This is a genomic window from Streptomyces sp. NPDC058751, from assembly GCF_042746485.1.
In the GTDB taxonomy this organism is placed as follows: domain Bacteria; phylum Actinomycetota; class Actinomycetes; order Streptomycetales; family Streptomycetaceae; genus Streptomyces.
On the sequence record NZ_JBHYPZ010000001.1, the window covers coordinates 315,007 to 334,931 of the forward strand.

The following is a 19,925-nucleotide window of genomic DNA, read 5'->3' on the forward strand; positions in this document are numbered from 1 at the left end:
CGGGGCTGGGGGTGAGCGGGTTGGGCAAATTACGCGAGATGGGGGCGTCGTTCGTGGTGCCCGGCCCCTCGGGGGTGGCGGTCCGGGACCGGCTCAAGGGTCTGACCGCCCAGGACGAGAGGGTGCTGCGGCTGGTCGGCGATCACCTCGGTTCACTCGCCGCTCGGGACCTCAAGGCACGATGTGCGGCCGGGCTGGAGCACGACAACGAGTCGTGGGCGGCGCGGAAGCGGGAGCTGACCGGGTTGTCGTCGTCGCGGTGGGCCGGATCGCTGACGAAGGCCACCCATGACCTGTGGGCACTGGCCCGACGCGGCCGACACGCGCATATCCGCCAGTTGGAGGCCGGGGTGGAGATGATCCGGCACCGGCTGTCCCTCCCTCTCGGGGAGAAGGGTTCGAAACGGGCGGCCGGTGGTTACCGCAGTCGGCGGGAGTGGCATGCCAAGACGCGTCGGCTGCGGGTGCTGGAGGGCCGGCTTGATCGGGCACGGGCGGACTGGGCGGCCGGGCGGGTCCGGGTGGTACGGGGCGGAAAACGACTGCTCAACACCCGCTACCACCTGCAAGAGGCACAGCTCACCGAGGAGGTGTGGCGGGCCCGGTGGCAGGCGTCGCGCCGGTTCCTGCAGGCGGACGGCGAGTCCGGCAAGCAGTACGGCAACGAGACCATCCGCATCAGCCCCGACGGCCAGGTGAGCATCAGGCTCCCGGCACCGCTCACACACCTGGCCAACGCCCCGCACGGCCGCTACGTCCTCAGCGCGCGGGTGTCGTTCGCGCACCGGGGCGAGCAGTGGGCCGACCGCATCGAGGCGAACCGGGCCGTGGCCTATCGCATCCACGAAGACGTCCAGCGTCAGCGCTGGTACCTGACCGCTTCCTGGACCCTCCCGCCCGCCCCCGTGGTGCCGCTGGCCGCAGTCCAGGCCGGTGGTCTGATCGGTGTCGACACCAACGCCGACCACCTCGCCGCCTGGCGACTGGACGCACACGGCAACCCGGTCGGCAACCCACGCCGCTTCGCCTACGACCTGTCCGGCACTGCCGATCACCGTGATGCCCAGGTACGCCACGCGCTGACCCGGCTGCTGCACTGGGCCCGACGCCACCGCCTGGCCATCGCGGTCGAGGACCTGGACTTCACCGCAGAGACCAGCCGGGAGAAACACGGCCGCCAGAAGAAGTTCCGCAGCCTGATCTCCGGCATGCCGGTGGCCCGGCTGCGCGCCCGGCTGGTGTCCATGGCCGCCGACCTCGGTGTTCCGCTGGTGGCGGTCGACCCCGCCTACACCAGCAGGTGGGGCGCCCAGCACTGGCAGAAACCCCTCACCAGCACCACCAGGAAGACCACCCGCCACGACGCTGCCGCCGTGGCCATCGGAAGACGCGCCCTGGGGCACCCGATCAGGCTGGGGGTACCCCCGGACGAAGTCTGGGGGAGGACGGCACCGCCCCGTGCACACCAGAGCGATGTGCACGGGCATCGGACCGTCCAGGCCGACCGGCGTGTCCCCGGGCGTGAGGGACCCCGCCCCCGCATCCCCGGACCACGGACACGATCCGTGCCGCCGGACGCGGCGAGTACGCGGGCGACCAGGACACCCAACACCGTTCGGGATGTCCGCAGTGACCAGGCATGGGTCCAAGACCCACTCCTGCTCACTGATTAGGAACGGTGGTGGGACGGGTTCAACGACACGATCGGCCCGGGACCTGGCGGAACTCGAATCCCGGTCGACGGTGCTCCGCACTCACGAGCCACTGGTGATCCCGGGAATGCTCCAGACCGAGGAGTACGCCCGCGCGGTACTGGGAGCCACCGAGGACGATCCTCGACGCGCCGACCGCTACACCGAGTTCCGTCTGGCCCGGCAGCGCGTGCTGACCGGAGACTCACCGGTGACGTATCGCGCCGTCGTCCACGAGGCCGCGCTGCACACTCGGGTGGGCGGCTCCGCCGTCATGCGTCGCCAACTGCTGCGGTTGATGGAGATCTCGCGGCTGCCCCATGTGTCCGTACAGGTGTACCCGTTCGAAGCCGGGATCTATTCGGCGCACACCCAGTCGTTCGTCCTCCACGGAAGCAACGCACCGGAACTGGACACGGTCTATCTGGAACACCCGACCAACTCGCTCTTCCTGCGGGACGCGGAACACCTCAACGGGTACGCCAAGATGCTCGAACGGCTGTCAAGGCTGGCGCTGGCGCCGGTCGACCCCGAGTCGGCGCCGGAGTCGCACGCGTCACGTGACTCGCTGAGCCTGATCCAGCACGTCATGTACGCCCTGTGAAAGGAACCCGCGATGTCCCGACTCACGTGGCAGAAGTCCTCGTTCAGCACGGGCGGTGAAGGCAACTGCATAGAACTGGCGGCATCCGCGACCGGCCACATCCACCTCCGGGAGAGCGACCGGCCGGACGACGTCGCCACCTCCACGCCCCACGCCCTGGCCGGTCTGCTGCTCGTGCTCAAGGACGACTCCTGGACGCCGTCCCGGCGGTGAGGAAGCGAAAGGGCCCGGGCCGTGTCCGGAAGGTGTTCTCCGGACACGGCCCGGGCCCACGACCTGGTCATGGCCCGGCTGCGCCGCCCCGGCCGGGTGGGGGGTGGAGAGGTCCGGCCGGGGCGGGCAACCCCCCGTTTCGCAGTGGCTACTTGAGAGCGGCGAACGCCTTGGAGAAGGCGCCGTCGCTCTGGACGATGGAGCTGCAGACCGCGTCCGCGGCGTTCTTGGCACCGCCGGCGCACTGCTTGTCACGGGTGGCGGACCACATGGAGAGCCAGCCGATGCCCTTGGACTTCGCGAAGGCCACGAGCTGCGAGGCGTCGTCGACCTTGAAGATCTCCGAGACCACGTCGTTGACGCCGATCATCGGGGTGATGGCGACCGTCTTCCACGCGGCGCTGTCGGACAGGCCGAGGACGCCCTTGATCTGCGCCTGGGTGGCCGTGGCGGCCTGCTCGGCGAGGTCGCCCATGTCACCGCTGAAGGCCGGGCCGTAGTCCATCGCCATGATGTTCACGGTGTTGATCTTCACGCCGTTGGCCTTGGCGTCGGCGAGCAGGTTCACGCCGTCCTGGGTGAGGCCCTGGGGCATGACCGGCAGGGTGTAGGAGACGTCCAGGCCCGGGTGCTGCTGCTGGAGCTTGGCGATGGCCTTCGCCCGCTTGGTGTTCGCCGCCGTGTTGGGCAACGCGCCGCCCTCGACGTCGAAGTCGACCTTCGTGAGCTTGTAGGCGTCCACGGCCTTGCCGTACGCCGCCGCCAGCGCGTCGGCCGAGGAGCAGGTGGTGGCCAGCTCCGAGCCGGAGGCCCCGCCGAAGGAGACCCGGACGTCGCCGCCCTTGGCGCGCAGCGCGCCGATCTGCGCGGCGACCGCGTCGCTCGCGAGGTCGCTCACGCCGCCCCACTTCGGCGTGCAGCCGCCGCCGTCGGTGACGAAGGCGAGGTTGTAGTTCTTCACGCCGGTGGCGTCGGCCGCCTTGAGCAGGTCGAAGGCCGGGAAGAGGGAGGTGTCGACGTAGGGCGCGAAGCCGGCGGTCGTCGTGTTGCCGCCGCCCGAGGTCTGCGTGGGGGTCGGGGTGGCCGTGGCGGTGGCGGTGGCCGTGGCCGTCGGCTTCGGGGTCGCGGTCTGCGTGGCGCTCGCGGTCGGGGTGGGCGTGGCCGTGGGGGTCGCGGTCTGCGTCGGGCGGCCGCTCGGCTCGGGGGTCGCGCCGGTGTCCACCGAGCACTTGGTGCCGTCGATGACGCAGCCCGTCGGGTTCGCGGTGCCGTTCACGACGAAGCCGACGGTGACGGACTCGCCGGCCGCCAGACCGTCCTTGTCCCAGGCCGGGGGTGTCACGGTGACGTGCTGTCCGCTCACCGCCGAGGTCGCGTCCCACAGGGAGCTGAGCTTGGAGCCCGAGGGCAGGTCGAACTCCAGCTTCCAGTCCGGCTTGCGCTGGCCCGTGTCGTTGGAGACGACGTACTGCGCGGTGTACCCCGTGGACCACTCGCTGGTCCTGGTGTACGCGGCGCCGACGCTGGAGGCGTTCGCGACGCCGCCGAACACGATGGCGCCGCCGGCGGCGACGGCCGCCGCGACGATGCCGCCTATCGCCTTGTTCCTGCCACTGACCTTGCGCCGGTGCGTGCTGCTCATCGCGTGTGCCTGCCTTCGCGGAATCACGGGGGTTCGCTGGGGTCGTCCCAGGGGGTGCGGGCATCACGCTAGCGATCCGGAATCGGTCAAACCGGTTGATCCGGACGGCGGTTGACGAACTTAGGGTCCGCTTAAGGAAGGCATCGGGAGGCTTTAAAGGTCGAGACCAATACGGGCGGTCCGCCGCCCGCGGCTCGCCCGTCGGCAGGGTCAGCAGGTGGCCGCGGCCCGCCTTCCCGACAGGGTCGGCGGGCGGCCGGGTGCGCCCGCCCGGCGGGGTCAGCGGGTGGCGGGGGTGCGTCTGCGGCGGCGTACGGTGCCCCGGTGGCCGCTGCGGACCGGGGCCCTGCCGTCGAGCTGGATCCAGATGCGCACCTCGGTTCCGCCCAGCACGGAGGACCCGATCCGTACGTCCCCGCCCGTCGACTCCGCGAGCCGCCGCACGATGTCGAGGCCGAGGCCCGTCGACCCGTCGTTGCCCGAACCCCGTCCGCGCGCCATCGCCGTCTCCGGATCCACGATCCCGGGGCCCGCGTCCGACACCAGGACGATCACGGCGTCCTCGGCGTTGTGCACGTCGACCGCGAAGGCCGTGCCCTCGGGCGTGTGGCGGAAGACGTTGCCGAGGAGGGCGTCGAGCGCTGCGGCGAGGTCGGCGCGGGCCACGGGTATGCGGCACGGCCGCTCCACACCGGCCACCCGCACCTTGCGTCCCTCGTCCTCGGCGAGCGCGGACCAGAAGTCCATGCGCTCACGGACGACCTCGGAGGCGTCGCACCCGGCACCGGCGCCGATCGCCGCTGTCTGCGGCTTGGCCTCCCGGGCCGTCCTGATGATCGTGTCGACCTCGCGCTCCAGCTGCTCCACGGCGGCCCGGGTCTGGTCGGCGGCCGGCCCGTCGCCGAGCGAGGCGGCGTTGAGGCGGAGCACGGTCAGCGGTGTGCGCAGCCGGTGCGAGAGGTCGGCGGCGAGCTCCCGCTCGTTGGCCAGCAGTTGGACGACCTGGTCGGCCATGGAGTTGAAGGCGACGGCGGCCTGCCGCAGTTCGGTCGGCCCCTCCTCGGGCACGCGGGAGCCCAGCTTCCCCTCGCCCAGTTCGTGCGCGCTCTCGGCGAGGCGCTGCGCGGGCTGCACCATCCGCACACCGAGGCGGTCGGCGACCGCGACGGAGCCGATGACGAGGGCGACGCCGACCGCGGCGAGGACCGCCCAGGCCGTGCCGACGCCGTTGCTGACCTCGGCCTCGGGCACGTACACCTCGATGACCGCGACGCCGGAACTGAGCGCGACGGGCTGGAGCAGCGTGGAGCCGCCGGGCACCTCCGCGGTGGAGGCCCGGCCCAGCCGCCGGGTCATGACGATGTCCTTGCCGTCGGCGCGCCGCTTGCCGATCTCGACCGCCGGCTTGCCGTCGGCGGCGGGGATGTGCACGGCCATCTGCGCGTCCGAGCCGGCCGAGGCGACGACGCGCTCCAGCTCGTCCCGGTCGGTGGTGATGGAGAGCGCGGGCGCGATGGCGGCGGCCTGCCGCTCGGCGTTCGAGAACGCCCGGTCGCGCGCCATCTCCTTGATCACCAGGCCGAGCGGGACCGCGAAGGCGACGACGACCATCGTCGTCACCGCCACGCACACCTTGACCAGTGCCCACCTCACAGCGGCCGCTCCGCCCTCGGCGGCTCCAGCTTCACGCCGACGCCCCGCAGGGTGTGCAGATAGCGCGGGCGCGCCGCCGTCTCCCCCAGCTTCCGGCGCAGCCAGGAGAGGTGGACGTCTATGGTCTGGTCGTCGCCGTACGCCTGCTGCCACACCTCGGCGAGCAGTTCCCTGCGCGGCACGACGACTCCGGGGCGCCCGGCCAGGAAGGCGAGCAGGTCGAACTCGCGCCGGGTGAGGTCGAGTCGTACGCCGTCCAGCTCCGCCTGGCGGCGCAGCGGGTCGATGGCGAGCCCGCCGACGCGGATGACCGTCGGCACGGGGGCCTCGCCCGCGGTGGTGCGCGAACGGCGGAGCACCGCCGCCATGCGCGCGGACAGGTGCTCGACCGAGAACGGCTTGGTCAGGTAGTCGTCCGCGCCGGCGTTCAGCAGGCGGACGATCTCCGTCTCGTCGTCCCGCGCGGTGGCGATGATCACCGGGACGTCGGTGATCCCGCGCAGCATCTTCAGCGCCTCGGACCCGTCCAGGTCGGGCAGTCCGAGATCGAGGATCACGACGTCGAAGGAGAAATGGGCGACCTCGCGCAGCGCTTCCAGGGCCGTGCCGACGCTGCGCACGATGTGCGCGGCCTCGGTCAGATGCCGGATGAGCGCCGAGCGTACGAACTGGTCGTCCTCGACGACGAGCACACTTGCCATGGGCCGCACCGTACGCCATCGGGGCCATGCCGTCCGATGCCTGTGGACAACGCCCGCCAGGCACTTGTGGACAATCCCGGCCCGTTCCCCCGGGGACATTCCGGATCTTGGCGGGGTCGTGAGACACCCGTGGTGCCCGTGGTGCAGTATGGCCGCGATGCGCAGAGGACTCGTACACGTACTCGCGTGGTTGCTCGCCACGGGCGCGGCAGTCACGCTGTCGTGGTGGGGTGTCCACACCGTCATGACGGGGACGGCCTACGACCCGCCGCGTGCCCTGCCCATCACCGTGGCGGGCGCGACGGCCGAGGAGACGAGGCCCCTGGCGTCCTCGACCCGGCGGGCCGAGCCGTCCACGCCCGCTCCGAGCAGGCCCTCCACGACCCCGAAGCCGAGGCCGAAGCCCTCGAAGTCCGCTTCTCCGAGCGGCGGTCCGTCACCGGCCCCGTCGACCCCGGCCGCGTCTCCGTCCGCCTCCGGTCAGGTCAAGAGCTACGACTCCGACGGCGGCCGGGTGGTCTTCGACATCACCGACACGTACGGGACGCTGGTGTCCGCGACGCCCAACACGGGCTGGTCGATGCAGGTGTGGAAGACCGAGACGTGGATCCGCGTGGAGTTCAGCTCGGGCGCCGACCGGGTGTCGGTGTTCTGCGACTGGCACGACGGGCCTCCGCACGTGGACATCAACACGTACTGAACCGGTGTCCGGGGGCACGCTGACGCCGGGTCAGCGGAACACGGACGGCGGCGGTGCCGGGGAGGCGACCGCCACCGCGTCCGTGACCGGTGCCGCGCCTCCCGTGAAGTCCATGAGTTCCTTGCCGTGTTCGACCCGGGCGGGGTGCGGGTCGGAGGCGGCGCGGCGGGTCAGTTCGGCGACGGGCAGCGGCCGGCCGGAGGCGACGAGGACGGCGTTCCCGAAGCGTTTGCCGCGCAGCACCGTCGGGTCGGCGACCAGGGCGAGTTCGGGGAAGACGGAGGCGACGGTGGCGATCTGGCCGCGCAGGTGGGCGAGCGGGGGTCCGTCGGCGAGGTTCGCGGCGTAGACCCCGGAGTCCTTCACGGTCCGGCGGACCTCCGTGACGAACTCGGCGGACGTCAGGTGGGCCGGTGTGCGCGCGCCGCTGAAGACGTCGGCGATGACCAGGTCCGCCCAGCCGTCGGGCACCTTGGCGAGACCTTCCCGCGCGTCCACGGAACGCACCCTGATCCGGGCGTTCGGGTCCAGTGGCAGTTCACGGCGTATCAGCTGGACGAGGGCCACGTCGCGTTCGACGACCTGCTGGGTGGACCGGGGGCGGGTGGCGGCCGTGTAGCGGGCCAGGGTGAGGGCGCCGCCGCCGAGGTGGACGACCTGCACGGGCCTGCCGGGCGGGGCGACGAGGTCGATGACGTGGCCGAGCCGGCGCTGGTACTCGAAGCTCAGGTACGAGGGGTCGTCGAGGTCGACGTGGGACTGCGGGGCGCCGTCGATGAGCAGGGTCCAGGCCCGCGCCCGGTCGCGGTCGGGCATCAGCTCGGCGAGCCCGCCGTCGACGGCCTCGACGACCGCCTCGGCCGCGGCCTGCCCGCGCCGTCCGCCCCGCCCCGTGTCACGGCCGTCGTCCGCCCGCTGTTTCCTCGCCCTTGCCATCTGGCCATTATCGGGGCGCGGGGGCGGGTCGGCTCAGCGACAGCCGTCCGCCGCCTCGATCAGCCGCGCGGCCTCGTCCAGCGCGGCCCGCAGCACCGCCGGATCCGTCGCGAGGTCCGCGTCACCGGGCGGGAGCAGCCAGTCCGAACCCTCGACCGGGGGCTCGGGGGCCGGACCCAGACCGCGGCCGTCGGTCTGCGTGCAGGTGCTGCCGGGCACGTCCCAGGCGTCGGCGGTGCCGGGCGGCACCAGGAAGCCGAGGGTGTCGCCGCCGCCGTCGTGCAGGACGGGTCCCACGAGGTCGGCCGCGCCGCGGCGCAGGATGTCGACCGCCTCCAGCCCCTGGCGGGCCGGGACGGTCACCAGGTCGCACTCGGCGGACGACCGCGGCGGGACGCCGCGCTCCGGGGACGGTCCGCGCCGCGCGGTCGACGCCTGTCTACGGGACTCGGTGCTCTGCGTGATCTGCATCCCCGCCTCCAACGGAACCCCTCCTCGTGACGAGTGGGTCGGGAGTTCGGGTGGCTCCCGGTCCACCCGGTTCAACGCGCCAGGACGTCAACGGCTACGGCGAAACTCCGCCATAAAGGATGGCAGTTCATGGCAGATCGTGGATGAGATATCCGGTTTGTAGCTAAACCCAGCGTGGTGACGTTGTCACAACGGGTACGTTCTTGCCCCGCCGGACGCAGGGCACACACCGGATACGACCCGGTCGAATCCGCCCCGGATCCGGCGTGGTTCGACGGTTCGCAAGAGAGGGCCCGGCCATGGCGTCGTCATCGGTGACCTCGTCCCCGTCCCCCCGGCCACCGCGGCCGAATCTCGCCTTCCGGAGGCTGCGCGGCCAGCGCTCCCCGGGCGAGTTCGCCGCGCTGGTGCGGAGGGCCGCGCGCGAGATCGGCGAGCGGGTCAGCTGCGACGCGCGCTACATCGGGCGCGTCGAGGCGGGAGAGATCCGCTGTCCCAACTACGCGTACGAGCGGGTGTTCCTGCACATGTTTCCCGGCCGCACGCTGACGGACCTCGGTTTCACGCCCCGCTCGTGGGTACGCGGACGCGGGGCCCGCGACCCGGGGGAGCCACCCCTCACGCACTCCACGAACCCTTCACACGCCCCGCATGAGGCGCACGGGGCGCACGAGACGTACGAGACGTCGGGTCCGCTCCACGTCCCGGCCCCGTACGGCCCGCGCACCGCGCACCACACGGACAGCCCGCACGATCCGCCCAGCCCGCACGATCCGTACGACCCGCACCGTCCGTGCGATCCGTACGACCCGTACGAAGAACGCGATCAGAACCACGAGGAGAGCGACGTGCAGCGTCGCGCATTCATGACCGGAGGCACCGCCACCGTGGCGGCGGCCTCACTGGGACCCTTCGCGGGCGCCTTCGGCGGCACCGCCACGGCCGGCGAACGACGCGTCCACCGGGCGGGTACGTCCGAGGCGGGCGCCCTCGAGGAGGCCGTCCGCAGGATCCGGCTGCTCGACGACAGACACGGGGCCGACGGGCTCTACCGGCGCGCGGCGGCACCCCTGCGCACCGCGTACGAACTGCTCGACGCGGGCACGACCCGGCAGACGACCGCCGACCGGCTGTACTCCGGAGCCGGTGAACTGGCCATCTCGGTGGGCTGGCTGGCACACGACTCCGGGCGCTTCGACGACGCGCGCTCGCACTACGCGGAGGCCCTGGCGACCGCCAGGATGGCGGGCGACGCGGGCCTGGAGGCCCACGCCTTCTGCAACACGGCGTTCCTCGCCCGCGACGCCGGGCGCCCGCGCGAGGCCGTCCGCGCCGCCCAGGCGGCCCAGCGTGCGGCACGTCCCCTCGGGTCCTCCCGCCTGCTCTCCCTGCTCGCCCTGCGCGAGGCGGGCGGCTGGGCCGGACTCGCCGACCGCCGCGGCTGCGAGCAGTCGATGGCCCGCGCACAGGCCCTCTACGAACGCGGCCCCGCGGAGACCGACCCCGAGTGGATGACCTTCTACGGGGAGGCCGAGCTGGAAGGGCTCGAAGCGCAGTGCTGGTCGACGCTGGGCGACTGGCCCCGGGCCGCCCGCCACGCACGCCGCGCCGCCCATCTGCAGGACCCGCACTTCACCCGCAACATCGCCCTCTACACCGCGGAACTCGCCGACGACCTCGCCCGCGGCGGCCGCCCCGACGAGGCCGCCGTCGCCGGTCTGCGCGTCCTGGACCTGCTGAACGAGGTCCAGTCCTCCCGCATCCAGACCATGCTGGCGGGAACGGCCCGCGTGCTGCTCCCGCACCGCAGGGCCTCGGGCGTCTCGGCGTTCCTCGACCGCCACGCGAGCCTGCCCCGCACGGCGTGAGGGCCGCCGCCGTCGCGGGTCAGCCGCTCAGGTGCCCGCAGTCGTTCCACACCTCGATCGCGGGCTCCCCGTAGGCCCAGCCGAGCACCGACAAAGAGGTCGGGTTGAGGCGGACGCGCGCCGCGAAGTCCAGCGGAAGGCCCAGCCAGCGGGCGCCGATGGAGCGCAGGATGTGGCCGTGGGCGAAGATCAGCAGATCGCGGTCCTCGGAGCGGGCGAACGAGACGACCTCGTCCGCGCGCGCGGTGACCTGCTCCAGGGTCTCCCCCTCGGGAACGCCGTCGCGCCAGATGAACCAGCCGGGACGGACGTCCTGGATCTCGGCCGGGGTCATGCCCTCGTAGGCGCCGTAGTCCCATTCCAGGAGCGCGTCCCAGGCCGTCGCCCGCTCCCCGAAACCGGCGAGTTCGCAGGTCTCGCTCGCGCGCGAGAGCGGGCTGGTGCGCACCTCGGCCCCGGACAGCGAGCCGAAGGGCGGCCGGTGGAGCCGCTCGCCCAGCAGCTTGGCCCCGAGCCGCCCCTCTTCCAGGAGCGGGATGTCGGTCCTGCCGGTGTGCTTTCCGGACAGCGACCACTCGGTCTGTCCGTGCCGGGCCAGCAGGATGCGCGGTGCCATGACGAAGAGCCTTTCCGGGACGGACGGCACGAACGAGACATCCGCTCGCTCGTGCGCCTGAGGGGTAGGTCACTCCATCATCGCTCACCCGCGCTCCGGGCAACCCGTCGGGCGACGTCCGCGTCTTTGACATCCGGGGCGCCCCTTCGGCGTACGCGCGTACACCGTAGGATCCCCGGATGGCCGCGGACCGCCGGTCACCACGAGCAGATGGATGAGGGCGATCGGATGCCGCAGACCGATGCACCGCGTACCGAAGCGGCACCGCGCGCCCGGTCACGGTGGACCGCGCTCGGCGCGTCCGCCGCGTCGCAGGCGCGGCTGCGCTGGTGGACCGAGATACCGCTGATCCTGCTCGTGTACGCGGCGTACACCGCGGGCCGGCTGCTCGCCCGGGGCGACACCTCCGGCGCGGTCGACCACGGCCTGGAGATCCTGCGGATCGAGAAGGCCCTGTACCTCAACGCCGAACACCCGCTGAACCGGCTGTTCACGCGGGAGCCCTGGCTGGGCATACCCGCCGACTTCGGGTACGCCTCGCTGCACTACCTGGTGACGCCGGCGGTCCTGATATGGCTGTTCCGCTCCCGGCCCGTGCGCTACCGCGCGGCCCGCACCTGGCTGTGGACCTCCACGTTCATCGGCCTGATCGGCTTCACCCTGCTGCCGACCTGCCCGCCCCGGCTGCTGTCGCCCGAGCACGGCTTCGTCGACACGATGGCCCACTACAGCAGTTACGGCTGGTGGGGCGGCGAGGCGAGCGCGCCGCGCGGCATGGGCGGGATGACGAACCAGTACGCGGCGATGCCGAGCCTGCACGTGGGCTGGGCGCTGTGGTGCGGTGTGATGCTGTGGCGCCACGGCCGTACGCCCGCGGCCAGGGTCGCCGCCGTGGTCTACCCGCTGTTCACCACGATCGTCGTGATGGGCACGGCCAACCACTACTTCCTGGACGCCGTCGCGGGCGTCGCGGTGATGGGGGCCGGCCTGCTGCTGACCCCGTTCGTCATACGGGCGGCGAACCGGGTGCGGACGCTGCTGAGCACCCGTGTCCCGTGGGTCACCGGGGCCTCGGGGGACGAGAGTTCAGCGATTGTCAGTGCGGGATGCCAGACTTCCGCGGGTGAACGAATTCCCCGACAGCGCGAGTCCCGACCCGGGCCGGGAACCGAGCCGGGTGCCTCCGCCACGGACGCGGACGACAGCGCTGCGACAGCAGCTCGCTGAGCTGCGCGGTCCGGACACCGCGCCGAAGGCGCTGGACGCGCGCGCCCTCGCGGCGCTCGCCGCCAACCCCGGGTGCGACCGGCGCGCGCTGCTGGACGGCGTGGGCGTCGACAAGGCGAAGCTGGCCGGCGCGCTCGGCGCGCCGGCCGCGTTCGGGATGTCCCAGTTCGCCTTCATGCGGGGCAACGCGTTCGAGGCGCGGGTCAAGGCCGACGGTGGCGCCGAACTGCTGCGGCTGGTGCGCGAGAAGCTGGACCCCGGCGCCGAACCGCCCGGCTCCGGTGCCGTGCCCGACCTGAGCGCGGTCGGCCCCGAGGGGCGTACGGAACGTACGGCACGGGCGTTGCGCGAGGCCACGGGGGCCGGCGTCTGGACCCTGCTCGACCACCCCATGCTCGCCCTGGACGTCGCGGGTTCCCCGGCCTTCCTGGAGCCGGACGCCGTGGTCGTGCACCCCGGCGGGGGCTGGACGGTCGTCGAGATCAAGTCGTTCCCGATGCTCGACGGATCGGCCGACCCGGCCAAGGTGGGCGCCGCCGCCCGGCAGTCCGCGGTGTACGTCCTGGCGCTCGAGGAGCTCGCGGCCCGCCTCGACCCCGCTCCCGATGTCCACCACCGTGTCCTGCTGGTCTGCCCGAAGGACTTCTCCAACCTCCCGGCGGCCTCGGCCGTCGACGTGCGCAAGCAGCGCGCGGTCACCCGCCGCCAGCTCGCCCGGCTCACCCGCGTCGAGGACATCGCGGCGGCCCTCCCCGAGGGCACCTGCTTCTCCCCCGGTCTTCCCGCCGAGGAACTGATCACGGCCGTCGAGTCGGTCCCCGCCTCCTACGCCCCCGAGTGCCTGTCCGCCTGCGAGCTGGCCTTCCACTGCCGGGCCCGCTCGCGCGCCGAGGGCGCCGTGACCTCGCTCGGCCGCTCGCTGCGCGCGGAGCTGGGCGGTCTGACGACCGTCCCCGACGTCCTGGCCGCGGCCCACGGGCGGGCGGGCGACCCCGAGGACCCCACGGTCGCGGCCCTCAGGAGAGCGGCACGGCTGCGGTCGGAGGCCCTGCCCGGCACCGCCGCGGACACCCCTGCCCGGGCCGGTGAGGTCCGGGGCGCGGTCGCGGTCGCGGTGGAGGCGTGCGCCGGCACGCCGGAGGGCCGCGCGGCGGGCCGGGAGGGCTCCGCCGACGGCCCCCTCACCGGGACCCCCACCGCGCCCGGCGGACGGGACGGCCGGGAAGGCCAGGACGGACGGGAGGCGGACGCATGTCGCTGATCACCGCGCTCGCCCGGCTGGAGGCCGTCGAGAGCGGCCGGGCGCAGCCCGCCGCCACCGTGCTCCACCGCCACCTCGTCGAACGGCCGCTGGTGTTCGTGCCCCTCACCACCGCGGGCGAGGCGGGAGCCCCGCTCGGCGCCCTGGTCGGCACGGACCGGGACGCGCCCCGGCTGCTGGTCGTGCCGCAGCCCCGCGACCGCGACCTGCGGTCCGCCTTCCTCGCCGAGCTGGCGGACGTCGTCCTGCCCCACATCGAGGCGTACGCCGACGTGGTCGAGGCCGCCGAGCGCAGCGAGACCGACCCGGAGACCGGCAAGCGCGTCAAGGTCGAGGTCGAGCTGTGCGCGGACGCGCCGCAGATCGTCGTGCCGGGCCGGGCCGGCATCGAGTTCGTCCGCCTCCTCGGGCGCTCCACCCGTTTTCGCCGCACCGCCGAGCAGGATCCCGAGACACCGCATCCGGCGCCTCCCCGGGTGCCCCTGTTCGGACGCTGGCTGACCCACTTCGGGGAGCGCGCCCGGGTGCCGGGCTCGGCCCTGCTCCTCGCCCTCACCGACGTGCTGTCCCGGCACTGGGCCACCGGGCAGAGCAGCCTGGAGGACCAGCACCTCGGCGCGCTGCTCGCCTGGCTCGATCCGCCGGACGGCGGGCCGGGAGCCGAGGCCGCGGTGCGGGCCGAGGTCCAGCGGGACGCGCGCGGCCAGCTCGTGTGCCCGCCCGCGGGACCGGCCACCGACCCCGCCTTCGACAACGACCTGCTGGCGCCCGCGATCGAACGCTACGACCGCGCGCGTACGGCGCTGGCCGCCGCCGAGGACGGCGTCGAGGCGGACGACCGGCTCGGTGAACTCACCGCGGCGGAGCGGAGGATCCGCGAGCTGGTCGAGAGCGTCACCCGGCCCACCTGGGACGCGGTCTGGCACGGGCTCGACCTGCTGCGGGCGCTGCCGGAGGGGGCGCACGCCGCCGACCGGTGGACCCGTGACCGCTGGTCCTTCACCGGACACCGCGACCGGGTCGTGGCGGGTGAGCCGCCGCAGCCGCGCCGCGACGACGCGGTCACGGCGGCGAACAAGCTGGCCACCCGCGAGCGGGAGCAGGCCCGGCTGGAGGCGCAGGAGGCCCTGGACGACCCGCTGGTCATGGCCGGCCGGCGGCTCGCCGGGGAGGCGTTCGCCGGTGAGGTCACCGAGGTCGTGATGGCGTACGGGGAGGGGAAGCGGCCGAGCCCCCGCCCGCTGGTGACCGTCCGCACGGACGACCGCCCGCACCTGGGGGAACGGGCCAGGGTGTACCGCTCGCTCGGCGGGAAGCCGCAGGCGGCGGAGTTCGTGGGGTACGACGACGGGGGCGCGTCCGTGGTGCTGCGGATCGTCGACAAGATGGGGCGCGGCAAGGAGCCCGAGGCCGGGTCCGTGCCGGAGAAGGGGGACGCCGTCTGCTTCACCCTCTTCGAGCACGAGCAGCGCGGCGGCGCCAAGCTGCCCGACCCGGAGGAGACGCCCTGGACGCACGGAGGGCCGCCGGGTGAGCCCGGCGCGCTGCCGCTGCCGGACCCGGTGACCGAGGAGGACGTCCTGTGACCGCCGTCTTCGACCCGGGCGCCGAGGCCGCCCGTGCCACCGACGCGATCCTGCACGACACGCTGCACGGCGCCGACCGCGGTGTCGTGGTCGACTCCCCGCCGGGTGCCGGCAAGTCGACGCTCGTCGTCCGGGCCGCACTCGAACTGGCCTCCGCCGGGCGCCCGTTGATGATCATCGCGCAGACGAACGCCCAGGTGGACGACCTGGTGCTGCGGCTCGCGGAGAAGGCGCCCGAGCTGCCGGTGGGCCGGCTGCACAGCAGCGACTCCGACCCCTACGACAAGGCGCTCGACGGACTGGAGCAGGTCCGCAAGTCCACGAAGGCGGCCGACCTGGCGGGCCTGGACGTCGTCGTCTCGACCGCGGCGAAGTGGGCCCACGTCAAGGGCGTCGAGCCCTGGCGGCACGCGATCGTCGACGAGGCGTACCAGATGCGCTCGGACGCGCTCCTCGCGGTCGCCGGGCTGTTCGAGCGGGCGCTGTTCGTGGGCGACCCCGGGCAGTTGGACCCGTTCTCGATCGTCGGCGCGGAGCAGTGGGCGGGACTGTCCTACGACCCGTCCGCGTCCGCGGTGTCCACGCTGCTCGCGCACAATCCGCGGCTGCCGCAGCACCGGCTGCCGGTGTCCTGGCGGCTGCCCGCGTCGGCCGCGCCCCTGGTCTCGGGCGCCTTCTACCCGTACACACCGTTCCGCAGCGGCACCGGTCACGGCGACCGGCGGCTGAACTTCGGTGTCCCGTCGGACGGTTCGGGCACCGACCGGGTCATCGACGAGGCGGCCGAGTCCGGTTGGGGTCTGCTGGAGCTGCCGGCCCGGCACACCCCGCGCACCGACCCGGAGGCGGTGCGGGCGGTGGCCGGGGTCGTCCGGAGGCTGCTCGACCGGGGCGGGGCGGCCACGTCGGAGCGGGCGGAGGACCCGGTGCCGCTGACGGCCGACCGGATCGCCGTCGGCACGGCGCACCGCGACCAGGCCGCGGCGGTGCGGGCGGAACTGGCCGGTCTCGGCGTCACCGACGTCACCGTGGACACGGCGAACCGGCTCCAGGGGCGGGAGTTCGACGTCACGGTCGTCCTGCACCCGCTGTCGGGGCGGCCCGACGCCACGGCCTTCCACCTGGAGACCGGACGCCTGTGCGTCCTCGCTTCCCGGCACCGGCACGCGTGCATCGTGATCTGCCGGGAAGGAATCACGGAGTTGCTGGACGACCACCCGTCGACCGAGCCCGTACAGCTGGGGGTGACCGTGAAGTTCCCGGACGGCTGGGAGGCCAATCACTCGGTGCTCTCGCACCTGGCGGAACACCGGGTGGCCTGGCGGCCCTGAACCCCGCCCCGGTGGCCCCGGGACCCGGCGAGGTCGGGGTCCCCGGGGGCGCGCCCGGACCCTCGGGCCCACTTGCGCGGGCGCGAGACAATGGACGGTGGCCCTCTGCGGAGAGGGGCCCCGAACCGTACGAGGAGGAGAAGACATGGCGGAGCACACGCCGCGTCGGAACGAACCGCGGCTACGCCCCGCGCCCCTGCTCTTCGAGCCCGCGGAAGCCGCCGGGGACCCGGAGCACTTCTTCGACCTGGAGTCGATCGACGATCCGCGCGCGCTGCTCGACCGCTCCACGGAGCTGGCGCAGGCGTTCCGCGCCGCCGCCGACCGGGCCGTCGAGTTCCAGGCCATCGCCGCCGCGCAACTCGCCGATCCGCGCCGTTTCGACCGGCTGACCGCCGCGTCGATCGCCGAGCGGGCCGAGTGGACCGAGGACTACGCGAAGAAGATGGTCGAGTTCGGCCAGGATCTGCTGCGGGGCGCCGAGGGCGGCGGACACGGTCACGGGGTGGCCGACCCGCTCTGACGCACCCCCGCACCCCGCGCCCCCGCTCGGCCGGGACGGCTCTTTCCGCCCTCCTGGCATATGCCGGCCGGGCAAGATACCCCACCTCACCCCCGCCCGTCCCGGTTTCCGGCAACCCTCCGGGGCGGGATGCTCACCGCCGGTAGATGTATGCGGCATGAGCAGCACACGGAACCCGCCGACCGGCAGCCCGCGCGGCCCCGGGGCGAAGTCGCCCGAACGGCTGGACGTCCCGGGCGTCACGGGTATCTCGGGCATCACGGATGCCCCGAGCGTCCCGGGTGTCCCGGGTGTCCCGAGCGTCCCGGGTGTCTCGGGCGTCACCGCCGAGGGCGCCGCCTGGCTCGCCTCGGCGGGAGCGCATCCGCGCAGCACGCTCGCCCTCTGGCGCGAGCGGCCCGGCACCCCGGTCGTCCTGCTCTGCGGCGGCACGTTCGACGTCGTCAGCGCATCGGCCCTCTTCGGGCGCCGGATGCTCGACCGGCTCCGGGACGAGGGGCCGGGCTCGGGTCCGGTGGCGGCCCACCGCGGGCGCATCCTGCTGTTCGCCGCGCCCGGCACGGCCCGACGGCTCCCCTCGCTCCTGGAGTGGGAGGAGTGGGGCACGGGCGCCTTCCCGGGGCGCACGGGCACCCCACCGGGGCGCGAGGGCACCGCGGGGCGCGGCGGCCGTCCGGGGGACGGAGCCGTCGCGGCGCCCGGCGGGCCCGGGGAACCGGCGGGCGCGGGACACGACGGACGGGCGGGGCGTTCCCGGGAGGTGCCGCCGCTGCTCTGCCACGGCGTGGGGGACGCGGTCACCGTGCCCCCGCCGCACCCCGGGGACGAGGGACCGGAGGCCGCCCGGCCCGATTCCCGCTGGCTGGTCGCCCCCGACACGCGGCGGCCCTGGCTTCCCGGCCCCGAGATCCTGCTCTGGGCGGCCGTGCGGGCGGCCCGCGCCGCGGCCTCGGCGGCGGTACGGATATCGATTTTTCCTCGCCCCGATCAGGATGCTAAGGTCTACGACGTCAGCAGGCGCCGCTAGCTCAGTTGGTTAGAGCAGCTGACTCTTAATCAGCGGGTCCGGGGTTCGAGTCCCTGGCGGCGCACGCCAACGAGAGCGGGACGATTCGCGGAAACGCGAGCGTCCCGCTCTCGTCGTTTCCGCTCCCCTCGCCTCCCCTCCTCCCGCGCTCCCCGCTCTCCGCCCGTGCGGGTTCCGCCCCCGCCCGGTCCGCCGCTCCCGGGGGGGCACGGCTCAGCCCGTGGTGATCCGCACCGTCCAGGCCCCCGAGGCCGCCCGGTCCTCCACCTGGACCCGGACGCCCGCACCCGGCACCGCGAAGCTCTCCCCGAGGCCCACCGGGGCGTCCGCGAGCGGCGGGTACACCGAGTCCTCCCAGCAGGACTCGGTGCGGGGGTGGGCGTCGAGGACCTGGATGGGGCCGTTGCCCGACTCGGTCCGGCTGTGGACCCGGTAGACGAGAACGCCCCGCTCGCACGCCGAGCTGTCGTTGCCCGCCGGTCCTCGGGCCTCGAAGGCGATCGCGCTGTCCGGGCCCGTCGGGACCACCGCCAGCTTGGTGCCCCGGCCCTCGCCGAAGGGCCGCGATCCGGGAGGCGCCGCCACACCCACCGCGGCCGGGGACGTGACCGGCGCACCCGGACCGCGCGGCGCCGTCCGCGGTCCGCCCGAAGGCGTCCGCGGCCCCTGCCAGGCCACCTCCGCCCCGGCCTCACCGCTAGCCCCGGTCGCCCCACGCGTCCCGGCCGCCTCCCCCGCGCTCGCGCCGGCCGAACCGACCGCGGGGCTCACGGGCCCGGTCTCCAGCGGCTCCAGTGTCAGCCGGGTGGTGCCGGAGCCCAGGACGCACGCCACCTGGTGCGGTTCCAGCCACCCCAGCCGCCACTTGTGCCAGCCGAAGAGGTCGGGGGCGAGGCCGAACTGGCTGCCCATGAGGTCCCAGTCGCCGACGTGGGTGTCCCAGTCGCCCTTGCCGTCGGCCGGGCGGTGGTAGAGGTCGGGCAGGTCGAAGACGTGGCCGGTCTCGTGCGCGAGGACGAGACGGTCCGGCGGATGCTTCTCGAAGACCGTGACGACGCGCCGGATGTCCTTGCCGTCCGCACGCAGGGGCGTGTCCAGGTTGACGACCTTCGTGGCGTCCGAGTCGACGCCCGGGGCGTCCGGGTCCGCGACGAAGTAGACGATGTCGTAGCGCGAGAAGTCGATCCGCGGATCGGCCACGGAGAGGGCGTCGCGCAGGTAGGCGGCACGGTCGCCGGCGTCCCAGTCGCGCTGTATGGCGTACGACGTGGAGGAGTGCGGCATCCGGATCCAGGTGCGCCGGGGGTGCGGCCGGACCGTGAACTTCCCGTACGAGGCCTGCTCGAAGAAGCGGCTGGTGGCCGGGAAGTAGTCGCCCGTCAGCTCGGCCGGCGTGGTGCGCGGGACGGAGTCGGGGAAGGAGAGGAAGACCATCACGGCGTCGAGGGGGCGGGTGGGGCGCTCGTAGGCGGTGTTCCAGGTGTCGGCGCCCTCCGAGTGGTGTGCCGCGGTCCGCGTCAGGGCGCAGGGTGACGCGAAGGACTCGGCGAGCGCGTGGCCCGGTCCCAGGGAGGTGGCGGCGAGCGCGGTCATCGAGGTGAACATGGCCGCGGTGCTGCGCCAGCGGGGCGCCCCGTCGCGGGCGGGACCGCGCAGGGCCCCGCGAGCGAAAAACCTCAGGGGGAGCGGACGCGGCACGTCGACCTCCGGATGCGGTTTCGGGACACCGCATCCAGCCTGATTGAATTTGTACTATTTCGCCTTGTTTGTCTGAGCCGGAAGGGTGAGCGCGCGAGCGCTCCGACACCCCCGGAGATGCACGGAACGTCACCTGTGGTCGACAGGAGAGGGAACCCGTCCGGATAACAGGCAGAA

Annotated in this window: 18 protein-coding genes and 1 tRNA gene; 12 read left to right on the plus strand and 7 right to left on the minus strand. The window is 73.6% G+C overall.

Annotated elements, in window-relative coordinates; translation table 11 throughout:
• Positions 1-38 precede the first annotated feature (38 nt).
• Genes ACFW6B_RS01310 through ACFW6B_RS01320 form a run of 3 tightly spaced genes read left to right on the plus strand, consistent with a single transcriptional unit; the run spans position 39 to position 2,508 of the window.
• The gene (locus ACFW6B_RS01310; RefSeq protein ID WP_386591205.1) at positions 39-1,673 is read left to right on the plus strand and encodes an IS200/IS605 family accessory protein TnpB-related protein; all 1,635 of its coding nucleotides are present in this window, start codon (positions 39-41) and stop codon (positions 1,671-1,673) included.
• Positions 1,621-2,295, plus strand: a complete 675-nt coding sequence (locus ACFW6B_RS01315) for a DUF5753 domain-containing protein (protein ID WP_386591206.1) — start codon at positions 1,621-1,623, stop codon at positions 2,293-2,295. Before ACFW6B_RS01310 ends, ACFW6B_RS01315 begins: the two co-directional genes overlap by 53 nt.
• A gap of 12 nt (positions 2,296-2,307) precedes the next feature.
• Positions 2,308-2,508: a DUF397 domain-containing protein gene (locus ACFW6B_RS01320; RefSeq protein ID WP_386591207.1), complete on the plus strand. Its 201-nt coding sequence runs from the start codon at positions 2,308-2,310 to the stop codon at positions 2,506-2,508.
• Positions 2,509-2,656: 148 nt separating this feature from the next.
• Here the strand turns inward: ACFW6B_RS01320 and ACFW6B_RS01325 are convergent, their stop codons facing one another.
• From ACFW6B_RS01325 to ACFW6B_RS01335, 3 genes are all read right to left on the minus strand, one after another.
• Complete coding sequence (locus ACFW6B_RS01325) at positions 2,657-4,150, minus strand: cellulose binding domain-containing protein (RefSeq protein WP_386591208.1); 1,494 nt, start codon at positions 4,148-4,150, stop codon at positions 2,657-2,659.
• Between the two features lie 279 nt (positions 4,151-4,429).
• Positions 4,430-5,803, minus strand: a complete 1,374-nt coding sequence (locus tag ACFW6B_RS01330; RefSeq protein ID WP_386591209.1) for an ATP-binding protein — start codon at positions 5,801-5,803, stop codon at positions 4,430-4,432.
• The gene (locus ACFW6B_RS01335; RefSeq protein ID WP_386591210.1) at positions 5,800-6,504 is read right to left on the minus strand and encodes a response regulator transcription factor; all 705 of its coding nucleotides are present in this window, start codon (positions 6,502-6,504) and stop codon (positions 5,800-5,802) included. The genes ACFW6B_RS01330 and ACFW6B_RS01335 overlap by 4 nt, the downstream gene beginning before the upstream one ends.
• Before the next feature lie 157 nt (positions 6,505-6,661).
• Between ACFW6B_RS01335 and ACFW6B_RS01340 the strand changes: the two genes are divergently transcribed.
• A complete protein-coding gene (locus ACFW6B_RS01340) occupies positions 6,662-7,204 on the plus strand; it encodes a hypothetical protein (RefSeq protein WP_386591211.1) in 543 nt (180 codons plus the stop codon).
• A 30-nt stretch (positions 7,205-7,234) separates the two neighbouring features.
• Here ACFW6B_RS01340 and ACFW6B_RS01345 read toward each other — a convergent pair whose 3' ends face one another.
• Both ACFW6B_RS01345 and ACFW6B_RS01350 read right to left on the minus strand, forming a co-directional pair.
• On the minus strand, positions 7,235-8,140 hold the full coding sequence (locus ACFW6B_RS01345; protein WP_386591212.1) for a spermidine synthase: 906 nt from the start codon (positions 8,138-8,140) through the stop codon (positions 7,235-7,237).
• A 33-nt stretch (positions 8,141-8,173) separates the two neighbouring features.
• The gene (locus ACFW6B_RS01350) at positions 8,174-8,611 is read right to left on the minus strand and encodes a hypothetical protein (RefSeq protein WP_386591213.1); all 438 of its coding nucleotides are present in this window, start codon (positions 8,609-8,611) and stop codon (positions 8,174-8,176) included.
• A gap of 299 nt (positions 8,612-8,910) precedes the next feature.
• On the opposite strand from ACFW6B_RS01350, the gene ACFW6B_RS01355 reads away from it, so the two are divergent.
• Positions 8,911-10,479, plus strand: coding sequence for a hypothetical protein (locus ACFW6B_RS01355; RefSeq protein ID WP_386591214.1), 1,569 nt, complete (start codon positions 8,911-8,913; stop codon positions 10,477-10,479).
• Between the two features lie 19 nt (positions 10,480-10,498).
• Here the strand turns inward: ACFW6B_RS01355 and ACFW6B_RS01360 are convergent, their stop codons facing one another.
• A complete protein-coding gene (locus ACFW6B_RS01360) occupies positions 10,499-11,095 on the minus strand; it encodes a histidine phosphatase family protein (protein ID WP_386591216.1) in 597 nt (198 codons plus the stop codon).
• 228 nt (positions 11,096-11,323) lie between these two features.
• On the opposite strand from ACFW6B_RS01360, the gene ACFW6B_RS01365 reads away from it, so the two are divergent.
• The 7 genes from ACFW6B_RS01365 to ACFW6B_RS01395 all read left to right on the plus strand — a co-directional run bounded on the left by ACFW6B_RS01365 (position 11,324) and on the right by ACFW6B_RS01395 (position 18,114).
• On the plus strand, positions 11,324-12,322 hold the full coding sequence (locus ACFW6B_RS01365) for a phosphatase PAP2 family protein (RefSeq protein WP_386591217.1): 999 nt from the start codon (positions 11,324-11,326) through the stop codon (positions 12,320-12,322).
• A complete protein-coding gene (locus ACFW6B_RS01370; protein WP_386591376.1) occupies positions 12,273-13,583 on the plus strand; it encodes a hypothetical protein in 1,311 nt (436 codons plus the stop codon). The genes ACFW6B_RS01365 and ACFW6B_RS01370 overlap by 50 nt, the downstream gene beginning before the upstream one ends.
• On the plus strand, positions 13,574-15,169 hold the full coding sequence (locus ACFW6B_RS01375; RefSeq protein WP_386591218.1) for a hypothetical protein: 1,596 nt from the start codon (positions 13,574-13,576) through the stop codon (positions 15,167-15,169). Before ACFW6B_RS01370 ends, ACFW6B_RS01375 begins: the two co-directional genes overlap by 10 nt.
• Positions 15,166-16,500: an AAA family ATPase gene (locus tag ACFW6B_RS01380; protein ID WP_386591219.1), complete on the plus strand. Its 1,335-nt coding sequence runs from the start codon at positions 15,166-15,168 to the stop codon at positions 16,498-16,500. Before ACFW6B_RS01375 ends, ACFW6B_RS01380 begins: the two co-directional genes overlap by 4 nt.
• A 145-nt stretch (positions 16,501-16,645) precedes the next feature.
• Positions 16,646-17,023 (plus strand): hypothetical protein, encoded by a 378-nt coding sequence (locus tag ACFW6B_RS01385; protein WP_386591221.1) that lies wholly within the window; start codon positions 16,646-16,648, stop codon positions 17,021-17,023.
• A 256-nt stretch (positions 17,024-17,279) separates the two neighbouring features.
• On the plus strand, positions 17,280-18,050 hold the full coding sequence (locus ACFW6B_RS01390) for a hypothetical protein (protein WP_386591377.1): 771 nt from the start codon (positions 17,280-17,282) through the stop codon (positions 18,048-18,050).
• A tRNA-Lys gene (locus tag ACFW6B_RS01395) sits at positions 18,041-18,114 on the plus strand. The genes ACFW6B_RS01390 and ACFW6B_RS01395 overlap by 10 nt, the downstream gene beginning before the upstream one ends.
• Positions 18,115-18,263: 149 nt before the next feature.
• On the opposite strand, the gene ACFW6B_RS01400 is transcribed toward ACFW6B_RS01395, so the two are convergent.
• The gene (locus ACFW6B_RS01400) at positions 18,264-19,748 is read right to left on the minus strand and encodes a M6 family metalloprotease domain-containing protein (protein ID WP_386591222.1); all 1,485 of its coding nucleotides are present in this window, start codon (positions 19,746-19,748) and stop codon (positions 18,264-18,266) included.
• Between the last annotated feature and the right edge of the window lie 177 nt (positions 19,749-19,925).